This is a genomic window from Curtobacterium sp. MCPF17_001 (genome assembly GCF_003234615.1).
Lineage (GTDB): Bacteria > Actinomycetota > Actinomycetes > Actinomycetales > Microbacteriaceae > Curtobacterium.
In genome coordinates this window covers 130,903-156,844 of sequence record NZ_QKSL01000006.1, presented here as the reverse complement: position 1 = coordinate 156,844, position 25,942 = coordinate 130,903, and the positions used below count along the sequence as shown (strand labels likewise).

Below are 25,942 nucleotides of genomic sequence, written 5' to 3'. Positions count from 1 at the left end.
GTCCGGCGGCCGGTCCGGTCAGGCCCGCCGCATCCGCAGGGCCTCGACCGCCAGCGATTCGCTGGGGTAGCGGCCGATCTCCTGCGCCCACGCCGGGTCGTCGCCGCGCAGCGCGAGGAAGTCCTTGCGCTGGCGGACGACGTACCCGAGGACGGCCGTGGCGGTCGCGACCTCGGTGAAGTCCTTGCGGATGTGGCGGACGCTGACCTTGGCTCCGCGGCGGAGCGCGTCGAGCAGGAGGTCGTCGCTCATGGTCGTCCCGGTGGCCGCGGCGAGCTCCACGAGGCGGCGCGCGTCACCGGTGGAGCTGGTCTGCGTGGCGTCGATGGGCTCGATCACGATGTACCCCGTTCGGTGTGGTTCGTTCGGTGCTGGCGTCCCGCGGTGAGCGGAACCAAGAACGACCATATCGATGAGAATCCAACAGTCGGCTGAGCGGTGCACTGATGTGGACAGAGCGCCGGCCATGGATCGTCTGGGGACGACTTGTACCCCGAGGGGTCAGCTGGCGCGACCCAGGTCCCACACCGGCGGCACGTACTCGCGGGACCACCCCTCGCGCAGACGCGTCACCGCGCGGTCGAACGACTCGAGCAGGTCCATCTCCGGGCGGACCATCGACTGCAGCTGCAGGCCCTCGTACGTGGCCAGGAGCTGCTCCGCGCCACGGGACGGCTCCATCGTGTGCGGCTCTCGACCGGCGGCGATGTCCTGCACGAGGCTCTGCTGCACGAACCCGTGGAACCGGCGCCAGCGGGCGTGCAGCATCGGCGCGAGCGGGTGCTTCGGGGCGGCGGCGATGTTCAGCATCGAGGTGAGGAAGCGCATCAACGACGGGTCCTCGATGTTGGCGGTGACGATCGCGCGGAGGAACCGGATCGTCCCCAGATCGGCGGCGATCGACGTCAGCGGGGTCGTCCGGCGGTCGTTCCACCGGTCGATGGCCGCCAGGAGCAGGCCGTCCCAGCTGGGGAACGACGCCTCGAGGGTCGCGATGGTGGCGTCCGCCTCGTCGGCGACGCGGGCGGGGGTGACTTCGTGCAGGGGCAGTTCGTGGAGCACCCGGATCATCGCGTCGACGATCTGCGTACGGGTGAAGACGTCGTCGTGCGGTGCGGAGTCCATGTCGGGGCTGGGCATGTCAGCACCACATCACATCGGCAGCGCGACGGGGTACCCCCACAACGAGCATGCTGTCCGGTGTGCGAAACGGGTGCACCCCCGCCCACTCCGGGCTGACGAGAGAGTGGGCCCCGTGGGGCTCGAACCCACGACCCTCGGATTAAAAGTCCGGTGCTCTACCAACTGAGCTAGAGGCCCTCGCACACAAGGGTATCGGGCGAGCAGCGCCTACACTGTCGCGGTGCCTCGCGAACACCACCGTCCCGTCCAGTTCACCGATGCCGAGTTCGCCGCCATCAAGGGCGGTGAGGACCCGGCCCTGGTGAACCGCGTCGCGCACGACACCGCGAACGCGCTGCTGCATCGGGTGCGTGAGGACCCGGACCCGGCCGTCGTCGAGCGCCTGGTCACCTACACGGACGTGCACGGTATCGACGCGATCGCGGAACTCTGGGCACGCGTGGGGCCGCACACCCTGCCGGGGGCCCTCTGGCGCATCTACCTGGTCCGCACGGTGATCCGGCAGAACCCGGAGGAGATCGCGTACCTCTTCGAGCGGGGGACGCAGCTCATCGGCACGATCGACCAGGCGGTCGCGGGTGCCGAGGAACCGACGGGCCCGGCGGAGATCCTGACGCTGTCGGACCGGATCCTGCACGGGCTGTACACGGGCGACTTCGCGGTGGCGCTCGAGCGCGGTGCGGCCTTCGCGCGGTTGACCGCGGCGGGGGCGACCTCGGTGGCGGACGACTCGGACGTCTCGGCGGAGGAGCGCGCCTCGGCGCTGACGACCCGCGCCTTCCGACTCGCGGAACTCGCCGAGGACCTGTCGGCCGCAGCAGCGCTCTGGCGCCGCGAGAGTCTCGACTGACGCCGACGGGCTGACGCCGACGGGCTGACGCCGACGGGCTGACGCCGACGGGCTGACACCGACGGACCGACGCCGACGGACTGACACGGGCGGCTGACACCGGCAGGCTGACACCAGCGTCACCGTGCCGCTCGCAGTCGACGGCGGTGACCGGACCGTCGGACCGCTGACGCGCCTCCCGGCCGTGGCCCGCAGCGCCGTCCGCATCCGGACATGGAAAGACCGGGCCGCAGAAGCGCCTCTCGGCGCGAGGCCGCTCGGAGCGGCGAATATTGGAGCCCGGGGCTTGCTGCGGCCCGGCACGTCCAAGTGTACGAGACGTCTGCCGCGTCGTACCCAGGTGTTCACTCTCGGTGGACAGATCCGGCACCGGGCGCGCCGCCGCCCGGGGACGACGCCGAACGGGAGGCGCGTCCCGGCTCCGCCCGTCGGCCCGCCCGGGCAGGAGCGATCGTCATGGATTTCCGCCCTGACCCAATCCGACCGGGCGACGGTGCCGAACCATCAGCGTGACCGTCGCAAGACGTCTCACACGAGGTCCCCGGACGACCCGGGCCCGCTCGCGGGTCAATTCCCTGTGGGTCGTCCGGGGCCTCGCCACACGTACCCACGCCACCCGCGCAGCGATCGCTGCCGGGACCCGATCCGAACGGGACTCCAGCTGATGACCACCGCGACCGCAGTCGCCGAGCGCTCTGTCCAGAGCGCGCGGTGGACGCCGCACACCCGGGAAGGAGGAAAACCTGCAATGCTCACTCTCGTGGAAGGCGACATGGATGGTTGGACTCCCGCCGCCCCGGAACCGGTGTCGGCGGACGACCTGCTCAGTCGGGTCGCGACTGGTGACCAGGCTGCCTTCGCCGACCTCTACGACGAGCTGTCCGGCCGGGTCCTCGGGCTCGTGACGCGGCTCCTCCGTGACCGCGCCCAGTCCGAAGAGGTCACGCAGGAGGTCTTCCTCGAGGTCTGGCAGCAGGCCACCCGCTTCGACCAGGCCCGCGGCAGCGCCGCGAGCTGGGTCCTCACCATGGCGCACCGCCGAGCGGTCGACCGGGTGCGGGCATCGCAGTCGTCCCGCGACCGCGACACGAAGATCGGCATCCGCGACTTCGAGACGGACTTCGACTCCGTCTCCGAGTCCGTCGAGATCCGGCTCGAACACGAACGCGTCAGCCGGGCACTGTCCCGACTCACCGAGTTCCAGCGTCAGGCCGTGCAGCTCGCCTACTACGGCGGCTTCTCGCACAGCGAGATGGCCGACAAGCTCGGGGTGCCGATCGGCACCGTCAAGACCCGTCTCCGCGACGGGATGATCCGACTCCGCGACGAGATGGGGGTGACGTCATGACCGACCGTCACGACGACCCCGAGCTGATGACCGGCTCGCACGCGCTGAACGCGCTGACCGACGACGAGCGCGCCGCGGTCGAGCGGGCGCTGTCCGACTCCCCGGAGCTGCAGCGCGAGTCCGACTCCCTCCGTGAGACCGCACTGGCCCTCGCCTTCGCCGTGTCGCCCGTCGAACCCTCCGCGTCCCTCAAGACCTCGCTGATGGCGAAGATCCAGGCGACCCCGCAGCTGCCCGCCCTGGACGACGCCGGTGTCACACCGGAGCCCGTCCGGGAGGCCCGCCCCGCGTCCGCCCCGCTCGTCACGCCGGCAGCGTCGGTCACCGACCTGCAGTCCGCTCCCGGCCGTGCCGCGTCGACCGCCCGGGCCCGGTGGTTCCAGCGTCCGGCCGCGATGCTCAGCGTCGCCGCAGCGGGTGCCGTGGTGCTCCTCAGCGTCGGCTTCGGGGTCGGCGGCTCGCTGCTCCAGGACGACGGCGGAGCGCCGGCGACCACGCAGGCCGCCTCCGGCCTCGACCAGATCTACGCGGCCCCGGACTTCCAGCGGAGCACCGCGAAGGTCAAGGGCGGCGGCACGGCCACGGTCGTGTGGTCCGGCCAGCTGCAGCGGTCCGCGGTCATCCTCGACGGGGTCGACGCGGCACCGAAGGACAAGACGTACGAGCTCTGGTACATCGGGTCGCAGGAGTCCGGCGGCACGATCACCGCGGCCGGCCTGATGGACGACGTCGACGGTGGTGTCCGTTCGGCGGTCCTCCGCGGCACGATGGGCGCCGGTGACACGATCGGCATCACGGTCGAGCCGACTGGTGGCTCGGACCAGCCGACCTCCGACCCGGTCGTCGCCGTCCCCACGTCCGAGGCGTGACCAGCCCCTGACGGTTCAGGACGACGCCCCCCGTGACCACGTCGGTCACGGGGGGCGTCGTCGTGTGCGGCGTTCGTCCGGCACACCGAGACGCCTCCGTCTGTCTCTGGCACCGCCGACCTCACGGGACGCCCCGTGCTCCGGCGGCGTCTCGTGGAGCACGGGGCGTCGCGGACAAACGGGGGCGTGTCGACGGCAGACAGAGCGTGTCGACGGCAGACAGAGCCTGTCGACGGTACGACGGAGGCCCGGTGCCGTCCGTGGCGGACGTGCACCGGGCCTCCAGTCCGGATCGGCGGAGCCGTCAGGCGACCGCGCGAGCGCCGATCACCCGAAGCGACCCGAGACGTAGTCCTCGGTCGACTTGACCGACGGGTTCGAGAAGATCGTGGCGGTGTCGTCGTACTCGATGAGGTGACCCGGCTGACCGGTGCCGGCGATGTTGAAGAACGCCGTCTTGTCGCTGACCCGCGAGGCCTGCTGCATGTTGTGGGTCACGATGACGATCGTGAACTCCTTCTTCAGGTCCTCGATCAGGTCCTCGATGGCCAGGGTCGAGATCGGGTCGAGCGCGGAGCACGGCTCGTCCATCAGCAGCACATCGGGCTGCACCGCGATGGCGCGGGCGATGCACAGACGCTGCTGCTGACCGCCGGACAGACCCATGCCGGGCTTCTCGAGGCGGTCCTTGACCTCGTTCCAGAGGTTCGCGCCCTGCAGCGAACGCTCGACGATGTCATCGGCCTCCGACCGTGAGATGCGCTTGTTGTTGAGCTTCACGCCGGCCAACACGTTGTCCTTGATGGACATCGTCGGGAACGGGTTCGGGCGCTGGAAGACCATGCCGACCTGGCGGCGGACGATGACCGGGTCGACGCCGGGAGCGTACAGGTCGTCGCCGTCGATCTTGACGGAACCTTCGACGTACGCGCCGGGGATGACCTCGTGCATGCGGTTCAGTGTGCGGAGGAACGTCGACTTGCCGCAGCCGGACGGGCCGATGAAGGCGGTGACGGTGCGGGGCTCGATCGTCATGTCGACGCCCTCGACGGCCTTGAACTTCGAGTAGTAGACGTTGAGGCCGTCGACCTCGATGCGCTTGGACACGTGGATCCTTCTGGGTTGGGTGGTCGTCGGGTTGCTGGTCGTCCGCGCGCTGGCGGGGGAGGCACTGCCTCTCCCTGGCGGGGGAGGCAGTGCCTCTCCCTAGCGGGGGAGCTTGGGCGCGAACAGGCGGGTGATGAAGCGGGCCAGCAGGTTGAGCAGCATCACGATGAGGATGAGGAGCAGTGCCGCGGTCCAGGCCCGGTCGACGAACGGCACCGGGTTGGCGCCCTGCTGCGAGTACTGCGTGTACGCGAACACCGGCAGCGTCATCATCGGGTCCTTGAACAGGTCGTAGTTCATGCTCGACGTGAACCCGGCGGTGACGAGCAGCGGCGCGGTCTCACCGATCACTCGGGCGATCGAGAGCATGACGCCCGTCGTGATGCCCGCGAGGCTGGTCGGCAGGACGACCTTCATGATCGTCAGCCACTTCGGCACACCCAGGGCGTACGAGGCCTCGCGGAGCTCCATCGGCACGATCTTCAGGACCTCTTCGGTGGAACGCACGACGATCGGGATCATCAGCACCGCGAGGGCGACCGAACCGACCAGGCCGAAGCGGGCACCCGGGCCGAGGAACAGCGCGAACAGCGAGTAGGCGAACAGACCGGCGACGATCGAGGGGATGCCCGTCATCACGTCGACGAAGAAGGTGATGCCGCGGGCCAGCACGCCCTTGCCGTACTCCACCAGGTAGATCGAGGTGAGCAGACCGATCGGGACGCTGATCAGCGCCGCGAACAGGGTGATCTCGAGCGTGCCGATCAGCGCGTGCACCGCGCCACCGCCCTCGGAGATGACCCCGCGCATCGAGTACGAGAAGAACTGCGCATCGAAGCGCGCGAGCCCGTCCGCCAGGACCGTCCAGAGGAGCGACACCAGCGGCAGGACCGCGATCACGAAGGCGGTGATGACCAGCGAGGTGATCAGGCGGTCGACGGCCTTGCGGCCACCCTCCACGATGCGGGAGACCACGACGATGAGGACGTCGAACAGGACCGTGCCGAGGAAGACCGCGGCGACGACGTTGAAGTCCTTGGTGGCGCCGCCGGCGTTGAGCAGGGCGAAGACCAGGCCGAGGGCGACCCAGCTGCCGACGAGCAGCAACCACGGGACGGACTTGTGGAGCTTGCCGTTGGCGAAGACGTTGCCGGCGGTGGCGGGCTGACGGAGTGCGAGGGACATCGGGGTGCGACCTTTCCCGTCAGGAGACTCGCTTGCGGACGATGTACCGCGCGAGCATGTTGATGACCAGGGTGATGACGAAGAGGATCAGGCCTGACGCGACGAGCGCGTTCAGGGCCGTCCCGGAGGCCTCGGCGAACTGCAGGGCGATGTTCGCTGCGATCGTCGACGGGTTCAGCGGGGTGAGGAGCTGGAAGGTGATGTTCGTCGACACCGAGAGCACCAGGGCGATCGCCATCGTCTCGCCGAGCGCCCGACCGAGGCCGAGCATGATCGCGGACACGATGCCCGACTTGGCGAACGGCAGGACCGACATCCGGATCATCTCCCAACGCGTCGCACCCAGGGCCAGGGCCGCTTCCTCGTTCAGCGTCGGCGCCTGCAGGAAGATCTCACGCATCACGGCGGTCATGATCGGGATGGCCATCACCGCGAGGACGATCGACGCGGTGAGGATCGTGCGCCCGGTCCCGGACAGCGGGCCGGAGAAGAGTGGAATCCATCCGAAGTGGTCGTTGAGGAACGCGTAGAACGGCTTCACCAGGCGGGCCAGGACCACGATGCCCCAGAGGCCGTAGACGACCGACGGCACCGCGGCGAGCAGGTCGATGACGTAGCCGAGGACCGGAGCCAGCCGGCGCGGTGCGTAGTGCGAGATGAAGAGCGCGATGCCGATCGCCAACGGCACCGCCATGATCAGCGCGAGGAAGGCCGACCACACCGTTCCGAAGACGAGCGGGCCGACGTAGGTCCAGAAGTTCGCGGCGCTGTTCGGCAGGGTGCCGGCTTCGGCGTTGAAGGCCGGGATGCTCTGCCAGACGAGGAACGCGGCCACGAGGACGAGGACGAAGAGGATCAGGCTGCCGGCTGTGACGGAGGCGGCGGAGAACACCCGGTCGCCGATGCGGACGACGGCCTTCGGCTTGGACGGGGTGGCGATGTCCTGGTCTCGGACCGGTGCGGTCGTCATGGGGCTCCTGTCGGAGGATCGCGCCGGGTGAGCGCGAGGGGTTCGGGGGAGAGGTGGAGCGTCAGGGTCGTGACGGGCGCGGGACGCAGCAGGCGTCGGCAGCTCGCGTCACGACGGGCGAGAGCCCGGACGCCGGTCGAGTGGGTGGGACCGGCGTCCGGGCGCTGAGCGGACTTACTTGATGGACTCGACCGCCGCGGCGGCCTTCTCGCCCAGGTCGGACGACAGGGCGGCCGACTTGGCCTCCGTCGCTGCGGCCTTCTGCGCGTCGGCCGAGACGACGTACCCGAGGTACGCCTTCACGAGGTCGGCCTTGTCGCTGTCCTTGTACTCCTGGCAGGCGATGGCGTAGGAGACGAGCACCAGCGGCCACGCGTTCTCCGCGGTGTCCTTGCGGTCGATCTCGATGGCGAGGTCGTTGTCCTCGCGGCCCGAGGCGACGTCGGAGTCGGCGACGACCTTCGCAGCACCCTCGGCCGAGATCTCGGTGGCCTTGTCGCCGACCATGAGCTTGGCCTTGTCGAGGTCACCGGCGCCGGAGTCGTCGATGTAGGTGATGGCGTTCGAGGCGCCCTGCATGGCCGAGGCCACACCGGAGGTCTTCGCCGCCGCGTCACCGACCTGGAACGGGAAGGTCTGGCTCGGCTCCTTGCCCCAGGCGTCGCCCGCGTTCTCCGACAGGTACTCGGAGAAGTTCTCGGTCGTGCCGGAGTCGTCGGAGCGGTGCACGACGGTGATGTTCGCGTCCGGCAGCTTCACGCCGTCGTTGAGCGACGCGATCTCGGAGTCGTTCCACTTCGTGATCTTGCCGGAGAAGATGCCCGCGATGGACTTCGCGTCGAGCGTCAGGTCCGAGACGCCGTCGATCTTGTAGGCGATCGCGATCGGGGAGATGTAGACCGGGATGTCGATGGCCTTCGAGTCCGCGGCGCACGCGGCGAACGTGCCGCCGAGCTCCTCCTCGGACAGGGCGGCGTCGGAGCCGGCGAAGTCCGCGGCACCCGAGATGAAGTTCTTGCGGCCCGCGCCCGAACCGTCGGGCGAGTAGTTCACGGTGACGCCGGAAGCCTGACCCTGGAAGCCGGCGGCCCAGGTCGCTTCGGCGGTCTGCTGTGCGGAGGAGCCGGAACCGGTGAGCGTGCCGGAGAGGCTCGAGTAGTCGACACCCGAGGAGGCGGCGGGCGACGACGAGTTGCCGCCGTTGCCAGCATCCTCGTTCGCCGCGCAGGAGGAGAGCACGACGGCGCCGGCGATCGCGATTGCCGCGACCGAGCCGATTCGCTTGATGTTCACAGGGGTCCCTTCGGGAATGTAAGTGCAGTGGGACCGCTGTGTGGTCCCCGGGCCGGTGCTGACCCGGGAGTGACTGTAGGGACGAGAGGTGACCGGGATGACGCTCTCCGGTGAACGGGAGGTGAACGCGGGGTTCACCCGGTGCGGGTCGCCGGACACCGGGCAGGGTCAGGAGCAGGATCGGGGCACGCTGCCCACCGAGCGGTGCTGTCGACCGCTGGCGCTGCTGCGCTGCTTACGCTCTTGCGCTGCTGCGCTGGCTGCGCTGGCGCTGGCTCCCGCGTCGGCTCGGGTCAGGCGCTGACGGTGTTGCGGTGCGTCTCGACGGCGATGAGCTTCCGGCCGGCGATGTGCATCACGGCGAACTCACCGACCGAGAGCATGGCGGCGCGACGCAGGTCGAACTTCGCCGCGTCGTCCGCGGTGTCCGTCGCGATCCGCGCGACGATGTCGGGCAGGACCGGGCCGTGCGAGCAGAGCACCGCGGTCTTCGCCTTGTCCAGGCGCTTCCGGACGACGCCCTTGACGTCGGCAGTCCCACGCTCGTGGGCATCCTGGCTGATGTCCGGGGTGTCGGACACCCCGACCTTCGTCCGCGCCGACAGGGGTTCCACGGTCGCCAGGCACCGGGCGGCCGTGCTGCTGACGATCTTCTTCGGCCCGAACGCCGCGACCGGAGCCGCAGCCGCCTTCGCCTGCGCGCGGCCGAGGGGGAGGAGCGGACGCGTGGCGTCAGGGCCGTCCCAGTCTGACCCGGGGACCGTCTTGGCGTGCCGCAGGGCGATCAGGGCGAACGTGTCGTGCTCGTCCGCGGCGGCACGTTCGGCGAACCGGTCGAGGATCGCGACGTCACGTTCGTAGGTGAGCCGGGCGCGGGCGTCGTCGATGGACACCCACTCGACGGCGGCGACCTCGTCGTTCGGGCGGAACTGACCCGCACGCTCGGCCTCCTTGCGGGAGACCCGGGCCGACCAGTAGTGCACGACCTTGTCGCGACCGCTCGGTAGGACGTACTCCGCTCGGCCGAGGGGAGCGCCGAGGTGCACGCGGTACCCGGTCTCCTCGTCGATCTCGCGCACGGCGGCCTCGGGGATGCTCTCGCCCGGGTCCACCTTGCCCTTGGGGAAGGAGACGTCCTTGTGGTGCTCGCGGTGGATCAGGAGGACGAGCGGCTCGCCGTCCTGTTCGCGCCACACCACGGCGCCGGCCGCGATGACCGGGCCCGACTGCCCACCGCTCACCGAGTGGAACGCTTCCGTGCCGAGATGGTCCGCATGAGGACATTCTGCACGTCGTCGAGTGGGCGTCCGTCGTCGTCCGTCGAGTGGCGGCTCCACTCGCCGTCGGACTCGAGGTGCCAGGAACTGGTCGTCTCGGCCATCGCCAGGTCGAACATCTCCTGCACCTCGGTGATGTGCGCCGGGGTGGTGAGGCGGACGAGGGCCTCGACGCGACGATCGAGGTTGCGGTGCATCATGTCGGCGCTGCCGATGAACACCGCCGGGTCGCCGTCGTTGTGGAACGCGAACGCCCGCGAGTGCTCGAGGTACCGTCCGACCACACTGCGGACCCGGATCGTCTCGCTCACGCCTTCGAGGCCCGGCTTCAAGGAGCAGATCCCCCGGACCCAGATGTCGACCGGAACCCCGGCCTGGCTCGCCAGGTAGAGCGCGTCGATGATCTGCTCGTCCACCATCGAGTTGACCTTGATGCGGATGCCCGAGGGCTTCCCGGCGAGGGCGTTCTCCGCCTCGGCCTGGATGCGCTTCACCAGGCCCTTGCGCAGGTGCAGCGGAGCGACGAGGAGACGCTTGAACTTCTTCTCGATCGCGTACCCGGACAGCTCGTTGAACAGCCGCGTCAGGTCCTTGCCGACGGTGTCGTCCGCGGTGAACAACCCCATGTCCTCGTAGATGCGCGAGGTCTTCGGGTTGTAGTTGCCCGTGCCGATGTGGCTGTAGTGCTTGAGCGTCCCGCCCTCCTGCCGGATGACGAGCACCAGCTTCGAGTGCGTCTTCAGCCCGACCAGGCCGTACACGACGTGCACGCCGGCCTTCTCGAGTTTGCGCGCCCACGTGATGTTGTTCTGCTCGTCGAACCGCGCCTTGATCTCGACGAGGGCGAGCACCTGCTTGCCGGCCGCGGCGGCGTCGATCAGGGCCTCCACGATGGGGGAGTCACCCGAGGTGCGGTACAGCGTCTGCTTGATCGCCAGCACGTTCGGGTCTGCGGCGGCCTGCTCGAGGAACGCCTGCACGCTGGTGGCGAAGGACTCGTACGGGTGGTGGACCAGGACGTCCCGAGTGGCGATCGCGCGGAACAGGTCGGGCTTCGTGTTCGGCTCGCCCGGCTGGAACTGCACCGGGGTCGTCGGCACGTGGCGCGGGTAGTGCAGGTCCGGGCGCGGGAGCTTCGCCAGTTCGAACAGTCCGCCGAGGTCGAGCGGCGACGGCAGGCGGTAGACCTCTTGCTCGGTGATGTCGAGTTCGCGGACCAGCAGGTCGAGCGTCACCGCGTCCATGTCCTCGGTGATCTCGAGACGGATCGGCGGACCGAAGCGACGACGGAGGAGTTCACGCTCCAGCGCCTGGATGAGGTTCTCTGCCTCGTCCTCTTCGATCTCGACGTCTTCGTTGCGGGTGATGCGGAACACGTGGTGCTCGAGCACCTCCATCCCCGGGAACAGATCGGGGAGGTGGTTCGCGATCAGGTCCTCGAGCGGGATGAAGCGCAGCCGCCCGGAGTTGTCGTCCGGCAGCTTGATGAAGCGCGGGTAGTTCTGCGGCACCTTGAGGCGCGCGAACTCCTGACGCTGCGACTTCGGGTTCCGCACCCGGACCGCCAAGTTGAGTGACAGGCCGGAGATGTAGGGGAACGGGTGCGCCGGGTCGACCGCGAGCGGCATGAGCACCGGGAAGATCTGCTCGCTGAAGTACTCGCGCATGCGGAGGCGGTCGTCCTCGCCCAGGTCGGACCAGTGCTCGACGTGGATGCCGGCGGCGTCGAGGTCCGGCTTGAGCGACCCGATGAAGGCGTTCGCGTGCCGCTCCTGCAGCTCGTGCGCCTTCATCGCGATGTCGCGCAGGACGTCACTCGGCGCCCGACCGACGTTGGTGGGGACCGCGATGCCGGTGTCGATGCGGCGCTTCAGGCCCGCGACCCGCACCATGAAGAACTCATCGAGGTTCGAGGCGAAGATCGCGAGGAAGTTCGCCCGCTCGAGCAGCGGCTGCGTCCGGTCCTCACCGAGCTCGAGCACGCGCTGGTTGAAGCGGAGCCAGCTGAGCTCGCGGTCGAAGTACCGGTCGGAGGGCAGCGACTCGTGCTCGATCTCCACGACCTCGTCGAAGTCGTCGAGGTCGTTCGCGACGGAGTCGCCGTCGAGCTGCGGTTCGGTGTCCATGACCACATCCTGCCACCAGCACCCTGCGCCGGGGGCTGCCCGGGTGGCGCCTGTGGAGACGGGCGGTGAACGGGCGGGGAGTGGAGGACGGTGCGGGTGTCCACAGGCAGCACCGAGCGGGTGGACGAATCGGTATGTTGGTCGGGGTCACAGCCTCCAGGGGGATCCGCTGCGGAGGCTCGTCGACCATCACGACCAGCACCACTTCTCAGGGGGACGAGCCACCATGGCTGACCAGTTGCACGCCAACACCGATCCGATCGAGTTCGACGACGCGACCGCTGATGCGCTCGGCAGTGCCATGCGCAGCGCAGCCAGTGCGATCGACGGGCAGATCGGAAGCCGTCAGTCGTACGTGTCGACGGCATCGCAGGAGTTCCGCGGCCACTTCTCGGAGCTGTTCACCGAGAACGCGAGCGTCGCGAAGAGCGACGGCACGACCATCTCCGACATGATGCGCACGGTTGCCGGCTGGGTCGACCAGATGAAGACGGCTGCCGCGGAAGAACGCGAACGCCGTCGCCAGGCCCGTGAGTGGCAGGAGCAGTAGGCCGACCGCAACGGGTTCGAGAAGTGGCGGGACGACTTCTTCGGCTGGGGGAACCCTCCGGACATCGAGAACAAGCCCGCGCCTCCCCGGCCCCTCGATCATCAAACTCAGGGACTCTTTCCTGGGTGGTGTGACGCAGGGAGCGGAAGGGCCCAACCGCTGAACAGGGGAAAGAAGTAAGGGAGCAGATATGGATTCCTTCGGACAACCAGCGAAAAGTCCCCGGAATCTGTCAAGACCTGTCAAGTGGGTGATCTCTCTGCTGGTGCTGGCGCTCTTCGCGCTCGTGCTCTTCGTATTCCTGATCGGTCCCACGATGCTCGAGAAGTACGACAGTGCGCACAGAACGACGATCAGTTGCGAGATGACGGCCGCCTACGCCGGGTCGGCTTCAAGTCGATCTTTGAGGGGAGTCGGCACGTCGTCCAACCAGGTCGAGTACCGATCAACCGACTGCGGAACGCTTGTGATGAGCGGAGGGCTCACCACCGAGGCAGCCGAGGAGAAGGCAGCCGAGATCGTGCGCGGTGGGCGTTACGAAGTCAAGATCGGTGCGGGATCTGCGCGTCTTCGGGGCTTGTTCCAGGGCATCGGAGTTGCTCCGAACGTCTTTGATGTGCGGGCTGAGACTGACAGATGAGGCCTGTTCGAGAGCGGTACAGCGCGCTCGCTGCAGGGCGGGCATAGGAACAGACGCCATCCACGACGTTTTCGAGTATCGCTGGGGAGCTTGTGCGGCGCCTGACGTCGGCGCGTGTCAGCAGCCGATTCCGCTCGTATTCGTCTTTTTTGCAGCACCGGCAGCGCTGTTCCGGTCTGATCCGGCGGCGACCGTGTCTACGGCAGCTTTCCCGTGGCGTCGATCGGTGCCGCTGGCGGACTGATCTGCATCGTGAGGGTCTTCCACATCTGCCGCGCACGAACCGGCTACTTGAATGGAGTGACATCCGACAATGCTGAAAAGCCTGGGCGTCGTATCGAATGCGATCCTGTTCGATCGCTCTCGATGGGCAAGGGCTCGATCGTACCGCGGGGGCTCTTCGACTTCTTCAATCTGCTGCCCAGGGTCCACAGGACTGATGGCTGGTAGCGATGACGTGCGCCCGAACACGGCTGTCCCGGACGGGTCGAGTGTCAGCACGGAACGCGCGGCGCTTCGTGACGATCCGGACCCTGGCGCTCGCGGATCTCGTTTGTCACTCGTCACCGCGAACAGGATGAGTTGAGTCGGTGAGTCACAGCCTCGCGCACGGTGATTGGCCCCGGATGTCGGAACGCAAAGTCGCAGTGATGACCTTGGGCTGGCTGCTGTCGCTTGCCGTCATTTTCTTGATGTTCGTGATCTGCCCGCTCGCGCTGAGGGCGTACGACCATTCACACCCAAAGACGGTCACCTGTGAAGGTTCCACTGCTGAAGCGACCTCGGTCAGGGTGTCGTCGACCAACCTGTCGAGTACGAGCATCCCGCAGGTCGAAGTCACGACGAAGAGTTGCGGCGTCCTCAACATCCAACGTGGAATCACTGATGAGAACCGCGGTCGTATCGCTGCCTCACTGAAGCCAGGCGACTGGGAACTCGTCGTCGGTGCGAGATCCTTCAACTTCCGTGAGGTGCTGGGACTTCTGCGGGTACAACCGGAGATCGTGAGCTACCGAATGGATCAGTGAGTTGGGGAAGAGGACGCTCTCGAGGCCGGTGGTGGCTCCCTCGAGGTGAGGGCCCTGTTGCGGGTGTTCGGTGCCTCGCCGGAACTCCTCGGATATCGTCGTTCTTGAGTTCGCCGCATGGTCCGCGCAGGCGCGACCGGAGGGACGACATGAGCTTGCTTGACCTGATCGACACCCTGGACCAGCGCGGCGCTGAGGACGCAGCCTCCGACGAACAAATCCACGCGGTTCGGTCCGTCCTCACCCGTGCTCTGGCGCAGGAGCACGAGAGCCCCGTGTCCCGGTCGTTGGTGCGGGAGGCCGGACGGCTGGTCGCGGATTCTTGGCCCGTTCGAAGCGAACTCGGCGCGCTGGTGCTGACCTTCTCGCAATCGGCGTAGCTCGGGTCATGGTGATCACTGCACCGAGGGCCGAACGGCCCGCGAGTCATCGCCGTTGGTCTGTCGCCCGAACGGGGGACCCGGGCGCCTGTGGACAGTCGTCCCTGCGCGACGCAGCCCCGTTAGGATCGAGTTGCTTGTCGGTTCTTGAGGGGGACGGTCGTCAATGTCGTTGCGCATGCTGCATCCAGGGGTACGAACGAGGAACGGCCGCGCGCTCGCCGTGGTCGCGGTGGCAGGTGCTGCTGCGCTGATGCTCTCGGGGTGCACCTCGTCGGACCGGACGGTCGACAAGCCGTCGCGTGTGCTGCAGACGGTCGACACGAAGCTGGCGGCAGACGGGTCGATCACCGCGATCTCCGACACCGCGATCTCGGTCGGCACGGACGGGTCCTCGTCGGCGGTCACCGAGCACGACACGGCGAAGGCGGCGGCCGACCTGCCCCTCCGCGTGACGACGCAGTACACGACGGCGAAGAAGAGCGGCACTGACCTCGCGGACCTGGCGGGCTACTCCGGCCGGGTCGAGATCGACCTGACCGTCGAGAACCTGACCGTACGGTCCCGCAACCTCACGTACGACGTGGCGGGCGCCTCCCGGACGACTCCGGCTCTCGTCGGTGCGCCCTTCAGCATCGCGGCGTCCACCGTGCTGCCCGGGACGAAGCCCAGCAACATCGTCACCGACACGTCCGACGACGCCACCGCGACGGACGGTGTCGTCAGCGCCAACGGCGACGGCGACGCGGTCGTGCAGTGGGGACGACTCCTCGCGCCGCCGACGTCCGGCGCCAGCACGACCCTGCACCTCGTCGCGAACGTCGACGACTTCGCGGCGCCCTCGTTCGACATGGCTGCGCAGCCGGGCATCTCGACGGACCTCTCCTCGACCGGTGTGGTGGACGCGGCCTTCGGGTCCGACACCGACTCCGAGCTGGCGCTGCAGCGACGGACCATCGACCTCATCTCCCAGGTCAACGAGGTCCTCGCGCGCGCCGGCGGCACGATCACCGAGGTCCGTTCGAACCTCGAGACGACCTCCGCGACCCTCGGTGTCCGCACGGCCGAGCGGCTCAAGGAGAGCAGTTCGTCGCTGGCCAGCACGATGAAGTCGCTCTCGGGTCAGCTCGGCTCGCTCAAGGGCGACCTCGGGTCGACGGTGAGCGCGACGCAGTCCACGGTATTGCAGCAGTTGCAGGAGACCACCGGCAGCCTCGACGCGCTCCTCGGTGACACCTCTGCGACCGCGCGGACGCCGGCGATCGACGGCAACGGCTGCGCTGCCGAACCGCAGCAGGCTGCCGGTGGCGCCAGTGTCTACGGCAACCTGCTGCGCGTGTCCGCTCAGCTCGCCGGGTACGCGGATGCGAGCGAGGCCTGCAAGCAGCAGGTCAGTGCTCAGCTGGCGTCGTCGGTCGGGCCGAGCGACCCGACGCCGGAGAAGTGTGCTGCCGATGACGCAAAGGGCTCGTTGACGTGCGCGCTGTTCGCGTCGTCGACCACGATCACGAAGGCACTCACCGGCCTCGTCGACACTGGCGCCAAACTGGCCGCAGCTCTGCAACCAGAGCAGGCTCAGGCCGCACTCGACAGTTACGGGAAGCTTGACGCAAGCCTGGCTGACATCGATGGAGTACTTGCGCATCTCACTTCGGGGGAGTCTGGCGGAGTGGCTGATCGAGAGGCTGCGTTGGCCACGTTGCGGGACAGCATCCAGGCCGCGAAGACATCAGTAGGTCCGCTGGTCGAGGCGATCAACGAAGTCCACGGCCGTGCTGTCGGGGCGAGAGGTGTCGTCGGCGACCTCGGAGATTCGGCCGGCGACACATCTGTGCAAGGCCAAAATGCTGCCCTCGCAAGACGCCTCTGCCAGATGATCGCTCCAACCGACCCGACGGGTCTGATCCCCACGTTGCCAGGTCTCACCGAGAAGCAGGCTGACGAGCTCCGCTCTTACCTGACGAACAAGCCGTGCGTAGACAGAGGTGACGGAGCCGCTCTGGACCCACCGCTCGGTTACACCCGCCCTCTGGACGAACGACTCAACGAGCAGGCGAGTGCTTGGGACAGCGTGATCGAAAGCACGGATCTCAAGAAGTCCAACAGCGGAATCAGCGCGGTCATTGCCGGGCTGCAGGAATCGCTTCAGGCCGCGGAAGACGCTCGACAGGCGGCGATCAAGACGATCGGTGCCACGGACAGCAGCACGAGCGTCACCCTCGACCAGCTGCGCGCAGCATCGGCTGCCGCGAACAAAGCGGGCGATGACATCAAGGCGGAGCTCGACAAACTCAAGGTCGAGCAAGATGCTCTGGGTCAAGACGTCAAAGACGCCTTCAAGAAGGCCGACCAGGAGACGTCGAAGAAGATCGACGCCCTCATCGACCAGCAGGTCCGCGACGTCTCGGCGCAGGCCACCACGAGCAACGCGGCGGTCATCAAGGCGTTCGACCAGTCCGTCGCCGGCCTCCGCTCCACCTCGAAGGACGTGACGGCGGGCGCCAAGGGCACGATCGACGGCCAGAAGAGCAAGCTCGAGCGTGAGAACGCCGCCCTGGCGAGCGCCGTCGACGAGCAGACGAAGCAGAGCCTCGCTCGGATCGACGCGAGCACGACGGCGTCGACGCGTGACGTCGAGGGCGCGAGCACGCTGCTGACCGGCGACCTCAACCGCGTGATGCTCGACCTGGGAGACCGCAAGGTCAACGGCTCCGGCATCCTCGGCGCGATGGCGACGAGCGCGGCGAAGTCCGACTCCGCCGACTACCAGCTGGCCCTCGCATCGCAGAACGCTGCCGGTTACGCCAACGTCCGGGCCGAGGACGTGGCGGGGATCCTGCTGCAGCAGGAGCAGTTCCGGGCCTCGCTCGATGCCGCGACCGCCCTGCCCGCGTTCCGGATGGACGTGCCGAAGGGTGCGACCTCCACCACGCTGTACGCCTTCACCATCGGAGCGGCACGATGACGCACCAGGCCGTCGAGGACTCGCAGGACGCTCGCGGGCCGCGGCAGCCCCTCGTCATCGTTGCCCTGGCGGTCCTCGTCATCGCCGTGGTGCTGGCCGTGGTGGTCTTCGTGATCGACCGCAACACCCCGGCTGCCGAAGCCGTCCCGGCGACGGTCCCGGTGCCGATCCGGGTGGCGCACGTGCCCGACGGCACGAAGATCGGCGTCGTCGTGACGCTCGGCGACGGCGAAGGGTCCGAGTGGGACGAAGCCGCGCAGGGAGCCCTCGTGGCGGCGAAGCGTCTGACCCTCGGTGGGACCGACGTGGAACTCGTCACCCGGAACGACGGCGGCAGCGCGAGCGGAGCGAAGCGCGCCGTCGAGCAGCTCGTCGACAGCGGCGTGGCCGGCATCGTCGTCGCCTCCTCCGGAGCGCACGTCTCGGGCGCGCTCGACGCGGCATCCGACGCTGGCGTCCCCGTGGTGCTCCCGTACGCCGACGGCGGGGACGGGTCCTGGTCGACCGCACCTTCCCGGGCCTCGGTCAGCGCGGCGATGCAACGTGCGATCCGCGGCGCTGACTCCCCGCTGCTCGTGGACCTGGGCGGCGGTGCTCCGTCCGGTATCCGGTTCGCCCACGTGATGGACGCCGACGACGCGGCAAACGACGCTGCGCTCGCGACGACCGTGGCCCGGCGGACCGGTGCTGCCCCGATGACCACCGCAACGTCGGATGCGCCCGCCGACACGACGGACACCGAGGCCACGAAGCCCGACTCCGACGCGGTCGTGGTGAGCGGTCCGGCGGCACGGCAGGGGGCGTTCGTCGCGGCGCTGCAGTCCGCGGACGTCACCGTCCCGGTCGTGCTCACCCCCGATGCGACGAGCCCGGCGTTCGGCACCGCCCTCGCCGCGGCGAACGGCAGCCTGTCGGGCACCTTCGTCTCGACGGGGGTCGCGACGGACGATGCACGCGCGTTGACCTCCGACGCCCAGGGCCGTTCGATGTCCGCGTTCCTCGGCGGGGTCCGGGTCCTGTCCGATGACGCGGAAGCGCAGAACCTCACGGCCGACCAGCCGTTCAGTGCGGTCGCATGGGCGGCCGACTCACGGAGCCACGACGCGGTCGTCGCGCTCGTCCGCGCCGTCGGTGCCGCACGCAGCGACGAGCCGTCGGCAGTCGCTGACGCACTCTCGACGCTGCGCCTCGATGCGTCGGACGGCCTCGCCGGTCCGGCACTCGACTTCCGGCAGCAGCAGGCCCTCCGCGCCGACGCGACCGTGCTCGCGGCCTCTTCGCAGACGCTCGGGCTGCGTCCGGCGACGACCGAGCAGACCGCGTCGCTCGTCTGGTTCCAGGACTCGACGGCCCGCTGACCCACCGGGCCAGCGGGACCGACGCGGACGAGCAACACCCCACCACCCCACGGACGAGGAGGAGCGCGCATGCGTCTGCTGATCGAGCTCGACGACCGACGTGAAGCGGTGGAGGTCGACGGCTGGGCGAACGCCAGCTGCCTGGGTGAGCTGGTCGAGTCGGCGACGGGCCTGGCGCTGGAACCCGGCACGACCCTCGCGGTCGACGGGCACCGAACGAGCGTCGACACGCCCCTCCGTGACCTGGTCCTGCTCGAAGGCTCACGCATCGCCCGCACCCCCGAGGAGCGCCCGCAGCTGGTCGACGGGTGGACGGTCACCCTGGCTGGAGGCCTCGTCACCGGCGCGGTGGTGTCCGTCCCGCGGTCCCGGAGGCTCGTGGTCGGCCGCGCCCCGCAGGCCGACCTGGTCCTGCCCACCGAGAGCGCCTCGTGGGAGCACTGCACGCTCGAGCTCGAGGAGGACGGCGTCCGGATCCGTGATGCCGGTTCGACGAACGGCACCGTGGTGGCGGGGGAGCGCATCGACGAGGACGGCGTCCTGGTCGAGGTCGGCACGAGTGTCATCGTCGGCGGGGCGGTCCTGCTCGTCCGCCCGGACCTGCACGAGACGCCGGTGCCTGCGCCCGGGTCCCTGCCGAACCTGACCCCGGCGGCGACGGCTCCCTTCAACCGTCCGCCGCGCCCCGGACGCAACACCGCGGTCGAGCCGGTGTCCCCGCCGACGAAGCGCGACGTGCCGCCCGCCTCGAAGTTCAGCTGGATCACGGTCGCGGCTCCGCTGGTCCTGGCCGGGGCGATGGTGCTCCTGCTCGGAGACGCCCGGTTCGCGCTCTTCGCCCTCCTCAGCCCGGTGACGGCGATCGGCATGTGGTTCGAGCAGAAGCACCGGCGGGCGCGGAACCTCAAGGAAGAAGACGAGCGCTTCGCCGAGGCGGTCCGCGGCTTCAGCGGCGAGATCACTGCGGCCGCCGCCATCGAGGCAGCGCGCCGGCAGGAACTCGTGCCGGACCCGGCGAGCGTCGTGCGGCGTGCGCTCCTGCCGGCCACGACGCTCTGGCAGCGTCGGGCCGACGACGTGGACTTCCTCAGCCTGCACGCCGGCACGGGCGACGCACCGTGGCGGCCGGAACTGGACTCGCGCGCGACGCAGACGAAGCTCGAGGACGACGCCAAGGCCGCGATCGAGTCGAGCAAGCTCACCGCGGCGCCCGTCGTCGCCGACCTGAGCGACGCCGGGGTGGTCGGGATCGTGGGTGACCGTGAGGGCGCTCTCGCCCTGGCCCGTAGCCTCCTGGTCCAGGCGACCGTGCACTGCGGACCCGCCGACCTGACCGTCGGCGTCTTCTGCGACCGGGGCCGCGAGGACGACTGGTCCTGGGCCTCCTGGCTGCCGCACGCCCGCGTGGCGGGCAGCAGCACCGGTCAGCGGTGGATGTCGGCGCAGCGTGACCAGGGCGCCGCGGTGCTCCGCGGCCTGCGCGAGTCCATCGACGAGCTGCCGACGCCGGAGCTCCTCGTCCTCATCGACTCCGAGGTCCTCACCGAGGGCCGTGACGCCCCGGCCCGCAGCCTGCTGGGCCACGGCAGGAGCGCGCTCGGGCAGGTCCGTCGTCCTGGTGAGCGCCCGCGCCGGGTGAGCGGGATCATCATCGCGACGAACGAGCAGCAGCTCCCCGCGGCCTGCACCACGATCATCACGGTCAGCGCGGACGCCGCCGCGACCGTCTACCGCCCCGAGGACCGGACCCGCGTCGAGGACGTCGTGCTCGCCGGGCTGTCGCCCGAGGCCGCCGAGCTCTGCGCCCGCCACGTCGCCCACTTCGACGACCCCGAGCTCCTGGTTCCGGGAGCGTCGCTGCCAGCGCTCGTCCGGCTCCCCGACCTGCTCACCGGCGCCGACACCACCGAAGCGCTCTCCGGCGCAGCCGCGATCCGGGCCGCCTGGGAGGCCCGCACCGGCTTCTCGACGCCCATCGGCTCGTCCGAGAGCGGCGTCCTCGAGATCGACCTGGTCCGCGACGGCCCACACGGCCTGGTGGGTGGCACGACGGGTTCCGGCAAGAGCGAGTTCCTGCGGTCCTTCGTGGCCGGCCTCGCCGCCCGCAACGACCCGACGCGCCTGAACTTCCTGCTCGTCGACTTCAAGGGCGGTGCCGCCTTCGCCGCCTGTGAGCGACTGCCGCACACGATCGGCACGATCAGCAACCTCGACGAGCAGCTCGCCGACCGGGCGATCCGTGCCCTCGAAGCCGAACTCGGTCGTCGCCAGCGGGTGTTCGCCGCCGCGGGTGCGGACATCGACAACCTCGACGCGTACCTGGCGACGAAGCCGGCGGAGCCGATGCCCCGACTGCTCTTCGTGGTGGACGAGTTCGCGATGCTGGCGAAGGACTTCCCGGACGTCCTCACCTCGCTCGTGGCGATCGCCGCGGTCGGTCGCACCCTCGGCGTCCACATGCTCCTCGCGACCCAGCGACCGGCCGGCGTCGTCAGCGAGGACATCCTCGCCAACACCAACATGCGTGTCGCACTCCGTGTGCAGAGCCGTGAGGACTCGACCAACGTCATCGGCGTCCCCTCCGCAGCCGGCATCGGTCGCCAGCAGACCGGTCGCGCCTACGTGAAGCTCGGGCAGGACGACATCACGCCCGTGCAGACCGCGCTCGTCACCGGCCGCGCGCGGGACCTCCGCGCCGAGCAGCCGGTCACCGTGCGCCCGACCGACGTGTTCGGCGTGCCGGCTCCGGTGGCCTTCGCCGCTCCGGCCGCCTCCGACCTGACGGACCTCGACGTCCTCATCGACGCCATCTCGGCTGCGAACGACGAGGCCGGGTACGCCCCGCCCCGTCCGATCTGGCCGGAGGCCCTGGGCACGTCCGTCCCGCTCGACACGCTGGTCCCCGCCGACAGCCCTGCAGGCACGCCGAGCACGGTCCCGGTCGCCCTCGCCGACGACCCGGACAACCAGCGGCAGGTCACCACCGGCTGGGACCGGACCGAGGGCAACCTCATGCTCATGGGCATCCCCGGCAGTGGGACGAGCACCGCGCTGGCGTCAATCGCACTGCAGCTCGCACGGGCCACGAGCCCTGAGGACCTCGACCTCCTGGTGCTCGACATGGGCGCCGGCGACCTGGCTCCGCTCGCCGACCTGCCGCACACCAGCGCGTACGTCGGCTCCGGCGCGGGCGCGGGTGAGCTGCAGGCCCGGATGCTCCGCTACCTGCGGACCGAACTCGATCGTCGCCGGGCTGCCCCGGGCGGCCGCCGCGCGGTCGTCCTGCTCGACGGCCTCGCCGCGCTCCGTGACGAGTACCAGGACTTCGAGGGCCAGCAACTCCTCGACGCCCTCTACCGCGTGTACGCCGAGGGGCCCGCGCTCGGTATCTCGTTCGCGGTCTCGACCACCCGTGCGAAGGCCGTCCCGTCCGCCATGGACGAGGTCACCACACAGAAGTGGCTCTTCCGCCTCGCCGACCCGTACGACTACGCGACGATCGGCGTCCGCCCGAAGGACGTCCCGCCGCCGGTCCCGGGTCGCTTCATCGACTCGATCAGCAAGCTGCAATCCCACGTCGGAACCCCGGGCGGGACCCTGGCGGAGGCTGTCCGTGCGGTCGCCGAGCGCTGGCCCGGTACGGCGCCGAAGGCCAGCGCCGTCGGTCGCCTTCCCGGAGCGGTGTCGGTCGCAGACCTCGGTGTCCCCGCTCGCTTCGACACCGATCCGTGGCAGATGCCGATCGGGATCGCGGAGGACGACCTCGGAACCGCCGTCCTCGAGGTGTACGACGGCGAGCACGTCCTGGTCGCCGGCCCGGCGCGTTCCGGCAAGTCGTCGGTCCTCCTCGCCCTGGCTGAGTCGGCGCGCAACACGGAGGGCGTCCGACCGTCGGTGTGGGCGATCTGCGACCGTCGCTCACCCCTGGCGACCGGCTCGTTCGACCGCATCGCCGTCGGGGCGGACGAGGTCCCGGCGCTCCTCGCGGGCATCCGCCTCGAGCGCGGCCCGGTACTGCTGCTCATCGACGACGCCGAACGGTTCGACGACGGCGACCAGAGCATCGCGTCGCTGCTGTCGACCGAGCGTCCCGGCCTCTGCGTCGTGGCATCCGGCCGGTCCGCCGACCTCCGTTCGATGTACAGCCACTGGACGCGGGCGGTCCGGAAGTCCCGGTGCGGGGTCCTCCTGCAGCCGGACGTCGACTACGACGGCGAGCTCCTCGGCGTGACCCTGCCGCGCCGGTCGCCGGTGGCACTGACCGTCGGGCGTGGGTACGCCGCCTCTGGAGGCGCGGTCCGCCTCGTACAGACCGCCTCCGCCGCCCGCTGACCGCCGGTCCGCGGCTCGCCTGCGCCTGCCCAGGGGTGCCGGTTCGGTACGCGAAAGCGACAGATCTGCGCTGAAACTCCGCGCTGATCTGTCGCTTTCGCGGGGCGGACCGCCGGCCGGCGGCGGCTCACCCGCGCGCGCCCACGGGTGCCGGTTCAGTGTGCGAAAGCGACAGTTCTCTGCCGACAGTCCGCGCTGATCTGTCGCTTTCGCGGGGCAGACCGTCGGCCGGGAGGCGCGTGGCGGCACGGCCACGCGCCTCCCGGCCACCGGACCCGCCGCCGGACCCGCCGCCGGACCCGCCGCCGGACCCGCCGCCGGACCCGCCGCCGGACCCGCCGCCGACGTCAGTCGCGCGTGGTGATCCCGAACGGGTCGCTCTCGAGGTTCGTGAAGTTCCCCACCGTTGCCCGCACCGTGCAGGTGGGCGCCACGGAGAGCGCGGTCACGACGAGCCCGTCGGACGACACCGCCAACGCTCCCGAGCAGCCGTCAGCGAACCGGACGCCGGACTCTCCGCCGGCGACGTCGACGAGCATCTCGGACGGTCGACCGGTGCTCGGGCTGCGGTACAGCGGGTTGAGGTCGTCCGCACCGCCCGGCCACACCGGGACGAGCGTGACGGGCAAGGCGGTCTGGCTGACCGTGCGGTCCGGGGTGCGGACGTCGATGCCCTGCAACCGCTGAACGGGGTACGCGGTGCCGCTCACCGACTGGTCGGTCACGGCGGCGGTGGTCGCGGCGCCCACGCCGTCGAGCCACTCCTGCAGCGCCGAGCCACCCGACCCGGAACCGGTGGCCGCCGAAGAACCGGAGCCAGAGGACCCGGACCCGGACCCGGACCCGGACCCGGACCCGGACGAGCCGGACCGTGCCCCCGGCTCGATCGCGTCCACGGGCACCGCCGCCTGCACGGTCACGGACCCACCGGCCTCGACGTCGACGCCCGACAGGCTCCACGCACAGGCGGTGTCGACGCCGGTCAGCGACGGCTGGTTCCGCTTCGCCGTGACGCCCTCGCCACTCCAGGTGACGGCGGGGCAGTCAGCGCCCTTCGCCGCGGCCGGCAGCACCTCGAGCAGGGGCCCGGTCAGCGGCGCGGTCTGCGCGGCGTAGGTGATCGAGAGCTCGACGGTGCCGGCCGAGGCGTCGACCACGGCCTTGCGCGTGGTGGTCAACCCGGTCGGCAGCGGTCGGTCCTGCTGGTAGGCACTGGCACTCTGCGCTCCGGTCGCGCTGCCACCGGGGCGTTTCTTCCCTGCGCCGGGCAGCCAGACGACGGCCGCGATGACGAGCACGACGACCAGCACGATCCCGACGACCCCGAGCAGCAGCATCCGGTTCGTCAACCAGTCGGGTCGGGCGAAACGGCGTCGGGTGCTCTCGACCTCGGCCGGTGCGGCGGGCAGGACCGGGCGAGCCAACGGTCGGATGACGGTCTGGGAGCCGGCGGGTCCGAGGTCGGGACCCGGTTCGACCGCCCCGTCCTCGGCAGCCACGAGCGCAGGACCACCGGAACCGCCGGAGCCGGTCTCGGCGACAGCGGTCCCGGTGCTCGCAGCACCGACCCCACCACGCACGACCGTCGCGGGGCGCTCGACCTCGTCGAACGCGTCCGGGTCGTCGACCCGCTCCAGGGCCGGGGTGTCCCGCAGTGACCGGGCCAGGCGGCGGAGGGACGCGGCGGCGTCGACCGCGGACGGGCGGGCAGCGGGCTCCTTCGCCAGCAGGGACGACAGCGCGGCCCAGAGCGCGTCGGGCACGTCGAGTCGCGGTGGGGTGGAGGTCACGTGCCGGTACGCGACCGCGAAGTCCGTGCCCGGGCCGGCGAACGGCGTCCGGCCGGAGAGCAGTTCGTAGAGCATGACACCGGCGCCGTACACGTCCGCGGCGGGACCGGAGCGCCCCTGGCTGATCGACTCGGGCGCCATGTACTGCGGCGTGCCGAGGAGTCCGGTGGTCTTCCGGTCCCGCTCGGCCACGACCGAGGCGATCCCGAAGTCGGACACCCGCACGTCGCCCGTGCTGCCGGCCGTCCACTCGTGGTCGAGCAGGACGTTGTCGGGCTTGACGTCCCGGTGGCTGACGTCACGCTCGTGCGCGACGGCCAGGGCGTCGAGCGTCTCGGCGGTGATGGTCAGGGCGTCGCTCGCCGGCAGCGTCCCGACGGCGAGCAGCAGGTCACGGGCCGAGCCGCCACCGACCAGGTCCATGACGATGGCGAGCCGGTCGCCCTCGACGACGAGGTCCCGGACCCGGACGATCGAGGGGTGGTCGAGTGCCAACAGCACCGAGCGTTCGCGGACGAACCGTTCGACGACGTCCGGTTCGGCAGCGAGTTCCGCCCGCAGCAGTTTCGCCGCGAACTGCTCACCGGTCGCGGTGTGCTCGGTCCGCCAGACCTCGCCGGACGCGCCGGTGCCGAGGAGGTCGACCAGCCGGTAGGACGCGCCAAGCGGCTCCCCCTTGCCGTACTGGGAGCGCTGCGCGTGCTGCCCGTACTCCGTCACAGATCCCCCGA

At 69.9% G+C, this 25,942-nt stretch carries 19 protein-coding genes and 1 tRNA gene; 10 read left to right on the top strand and 10 right to left on the bottom strand.

From position 1 onward, the window contains the following. Nucleotides 1-18: 18 nt before the first annotated feature. From DEJ24_RS07995 to DEJ24_RS07985, 3 genes are all read right to left on the bottom strand, one after another. A complete protein-coding gene (locus DEJ24_RS07995) occupies nt 19-339 on the bottom strand; it encodes a hypothetical protein (RefSeq protein WP_110903458.1) in 321 nt (106 codons plus the stop codon). Between the two features lie 162 nt (nt 340-501). Next, nucleotides 502-1,140: a TetR/AcrR family transcriptional regulator gene (locus DEJ24_RS07990; protein ID WP_110903457.1), complete on the bottom strand. Its 639-nt coding sequence runs from the start codon at nt 1,138-1,140 to the stop codon at nt 502-504. Between the two features lie 107 nt (nt 1,141-1,247). Continuing rightward, nucleotides 1,248-1,320: transfer RNA gene (locus DEJ24_RS07985), tRNA-Lys, on the bottom strand. 43 nt (nt 1,321-1,363) lie between these two features. Between DEJ24_RS07985 and DEJ24_RS07980 the strand changes: the two genes are divergently transcribed. The 3 genes from DEJ24_RS07980 to DEJ24_RS07970 all read left to right on the top strand — a co-directional run bounded on the left by DEJ24_RS07980 (nt 1,364) and on the right by DEJ24_RS07970 (nt 4,210). Continuing rightward, nucleotides 1,364-1,993 (top strand): DNA-directed RNA polymerase subunit beta, encoded by a 630-nt coding sequence (locus DEJ24_RS07980; RefSeq protein WP_110903456.1) that lies wholly within the window; start codon nt 1,364-1,366, stop codon nt 1,991-1,993. A 748-nt stretch (nt 1,994-2,741) separates the two neighbouring features. Continuing rightward, entirely contained in the window at nt 2,742-3,341 is a 600-nt protein-coding gene (gene sigK / locus DEJ24_RS07975) for an ECF RNA polymerase sigma factor SigK (RefSeq protein WP_110903455.1), read from the top strand. Continuing rightward, nucleotides 3,338-4,210, top strand: a complete 873-nt coding sequence (locus tag DEJ24_RS07970; protein ID WP_258368816.1) for an anti-sigma factor — start codon at nt 3,338-3,340, stop codon at nt 4,208-4,210. Before sigK ends, DEJ24_RS07970 begins: the two co-directional genes overlap by 4 nt. Before the next feature lie 327 nt (nt 4,211-4,537). Here DEJ24_RS07970 and pstB read toward each other — a convergent pair whose 3' ends face one another. The 6 genes from pstB to DEJ24_RS07940 form a co-directional block, all read right to left on the bottom strand. Then, nucleotides 4,538-5,317 (bottom strand): phosphate ABC transporter ATP-binding protein PstB, encoded by a 780-nt coding sequence (gene pstB / locus DEJ24_RS07965; protein ID WP_111078155.1) that lies wholly within the window; start codon nt 5,315-5,317, stop codon nt 4,538-4,540. Nucleotides 5,318-5,416: 99 nt separating this feature from the next. After that, nucleotides 5,417-6,502: a phosphate ABC transporter permease PstA gene (pstA, locus tag DEJ24_RS07960; protein WP_110903453.1), complete on the bottom strand. Its 1,086-nt coding sequence runs from the start codon at nt 6,500-6,502 to the stop codon at nt 5,417-5,419. 19 nt (nt 6,503-6,521) lie between these two features. Continuing rightward, nucleotides 6,522-7,472 (bottom strand): phosphate ABC transporter permease subunit PstC, encoded by a 951-nt coding sequence (pstC, locus tag DEJ24_RS07955; protein WP_111078153.1) that lies wholly within the window; start codon nt 7,470-7,472, stop codon nt 6,522-6,524. A 174-nt stretch (nt 7,473-7,646) separates the two neighbouring features. After that, entirely contained in the window at nt 7,647-8,765 is a 1,119-nt protein-coding gene (locus DEJ24_RS07950; protein ID WP_111078151.1) for a phosphate ABC transporter substrate-binding protein PstS, read from the bottom strand. A gap of 293 nt (nt 8,766-9,058) precedes the next feature. After that, the gene (locus tag DEJ24_RS07945; RefSeq protein WP_111078149.1) at nt 9,059-10,006 is read right to left on the bottom strand and encodes an NUDIX domain-containing protein; all 948 of its coding nucleotides are present in this window, start codon (nt 10,004-10,006) and stop codon (nt 9,059-9,061) included. Then, nucleotides 10,003-12,168, bottom strand: coding sequence for an RNA degradosome polyphosphate kinase (locus tag DEJ24_RS07940; protein WP_111078147.1), 2,166 nt, complete (start codon nt 12,166-12,168; stop codon nt 10,003-10,005). The genes DEJ24_RS07945 and DEJ24_RS07940 overlap by 4 nt, the downstream gene beginning before the upstream one ends. Nucleotides 12,169-12,394: 226 nt before the next feature. Between DEJ24_RS07940 and DEJ24_RS07935 the strand changes: the two genes are divergently transcribed. The 7 genes from DEJ24_RS07935 to DEJ24_RS07905 all read left to right on the top strand — a co-directional run bounded on the left by DEJ24_RS07935 (nt 12,395) and on the right by DEJ24_RS07905 (nt 23,421). Continuing rightward, nucleotides 12,395-12,718: a hypothetical protein gene (locus DEJ24_RS07935; RefSeq protein WP_111078145.1), complete on the top strand. Its 324-nt coding sequence runs from the start codon at nt 12,395-12,397 to the stop codon at nt 12,716-12,718. Between the two features lie 190 nt (nt 12,719-12,908). Then, nucleotides 12,909-13,358 (top strand): hypothetical protein, encoded by a 450-nt coding sequence (locus DEJ24_RS07930; protein ID WP_146244605.1) that lies wholly within the window; start codon nt 12,909-12,911, stop codon nt 13,356-13,358. 590 nt (nt 13,359-13,948) lie between these two features. Continuing rightward, nucleotides 13,949-14,386 carry a hypothetical protein gene (locus tag DEJ24_RS16580; protein ID WP_146242642.1) on the top strand — a complete coding sequence of 146 codons (438 nt, stop codon included), beginning with the start codon at nt 13,949-13,951 and terminating at the stop codon, nt 14,384-14,386. 155 nt (nt 14,387-14,541) lie between these two features. Next, a complete protein-coding gene (locus DEJ24_RS07920; RefSeq protein ID WP_146245960.1) occupies nt 14,542-14,766 on the top strand; it encodes a hypothetical protein in 225 nt (74 codons plus the stop codon). 166 nt (nt 14,767-14,932) lie between these two features. Continuing rightward, nucleotides 14,933-17,731, top strand: coding sequence for a hypothetical protein (locus DEJ24_RS07915; protein WP_146245959.1), 2,799 nt, complete (start codon nt 14,933-14,935; stop codon nt 17,729-17,731). Continuing rightward, nucleotides 17,728-19,089, top strand: coding sequence for an ABC transporter substrate-binding protein (locus tag DEJ24_RS07910; protein ID WP_111078135.1), 1,362 nt, complete (start codon nt 17,728-17,730; stop codon nt 19,087-19,089). Before DEJ24_RS07915 ends, DEJ24_RS07910 begins: the two co-directional genes overlap by 4 nt. A gap of 69 nt (nt 19,090-19,158) precedes the next feature. After that, nucleotides 19,159-23,421, top strand: a complete 4,263-nt coding sequence (locus DEJ24_RS07905) for an FtsK/SpoIIIE domain-containing protein (protein ID WP_111078133.1) — start codon at nt 19,159-19,161, stop codon at nt 23,419-23,421. 347 nt (nt 23,422-23,768) lie between these two features. Here DEJ24_RS07905 and DEJ24_RS07895 read toward each other — a convergent pair whose 3' ends face one another. Then, the gene (locus DEJ24_RS07895; protein ID WP_111078132.1) at nt 23,769-25,931 is read right to left on the bottom strand and encodes a serine/threonine-protein kinase; all 2,163 of its coding nucleotides are present in this window, start codon (nt 25,929-25,931) and stop codon (nt 23,769-23,771) included. Nucleotides 25,932-25,942 lie beyond the last annotated feature (11 nt).

What these genes read in the sequence shown, in the direction of transcription:
- DEJ24_RS07990 (WP_110903457.1), bottom strand. Translation starts at nt 1,140, where the DNA reads ATGCCCAGCCCCGACATGGACTCCGCACCGCACGACGACGTCTTCACC.
- sigK (WP_110903455.1), top strand. Translation starts at nt 2,742, where the DNA reads ATGCTCACTCTCGTGGAAGGCGACATGGATGGTTGGACTCCCGCCGCC.
- DEJ24_RS07970 (WP_258368816.1), top strand. Translation starts at nt 3,338, where the DNA reads ATGACCGACCGTCACGACGACCCCGAGCTGATGACCGGCTCGCACGCG.
- pstA (WP_110903453.1), bottom strand. Translation starts at nt 6,502, where the DNA reads ATGTCCCTCGCACTCCGTCAGCCCGCCACCGCCGGCAACGTCTTCGCC.
- pstC (WP_111078153.1), bottom strand. Translation starts at nt 7,472, where the DNA reads ATGACGACCGCACCGGTCCGAGACCAGGACATCGCCACCCCGTCCAAG.
- DEJ24_RS07940 (WP_111078147.1), bottom strand. Translation starts at nt 12,168, where the DNA reads ATGGACACCGAACCGCAGCTCGACGGCGACTCCGTCGCGAACGACCTC.
- DEJ24_RS07935 (WP_111078145.1), top strand. Translation starts at nt 12,395, where the DNA reads ATGGCTGACCAGTTGCACGCCAACACCGATCCGATCGAGTTCGACGAC.
- DEJ24_RS07930 (WP_146244605.1), top strand. Translation starts at nt 12,909, where the DNA reads ATGGATTCCTTCGGACAACCAGCGAAAAGTCCCCGGAATCTGTCAAGA.
- DEJ24_RS07915 (WP_146245959.1), top strand. Translation starts at nt 14,933, where the DNA reads ATGTCGTTGCGCATGCTGCATCCAGGGGTACGAACGAGGAACGGCCGC.
- DEJ24_RS07910 (WP_111078135.1), top strand. Translation starts at nt 17,728, where the DNA reads ATGACGCACCAGGCCGTCGAGGACTCGCAGGACGCTCGCGGGCCGCGG.
- DEJ24_RS07905 (WP_111078133.1), top strand. Translation starts at nt 19,159, where the DNA reads ATGCGTCTGCTGATCGAGCTCGACGACCGACGTGAAGCGGTGGAGGTC.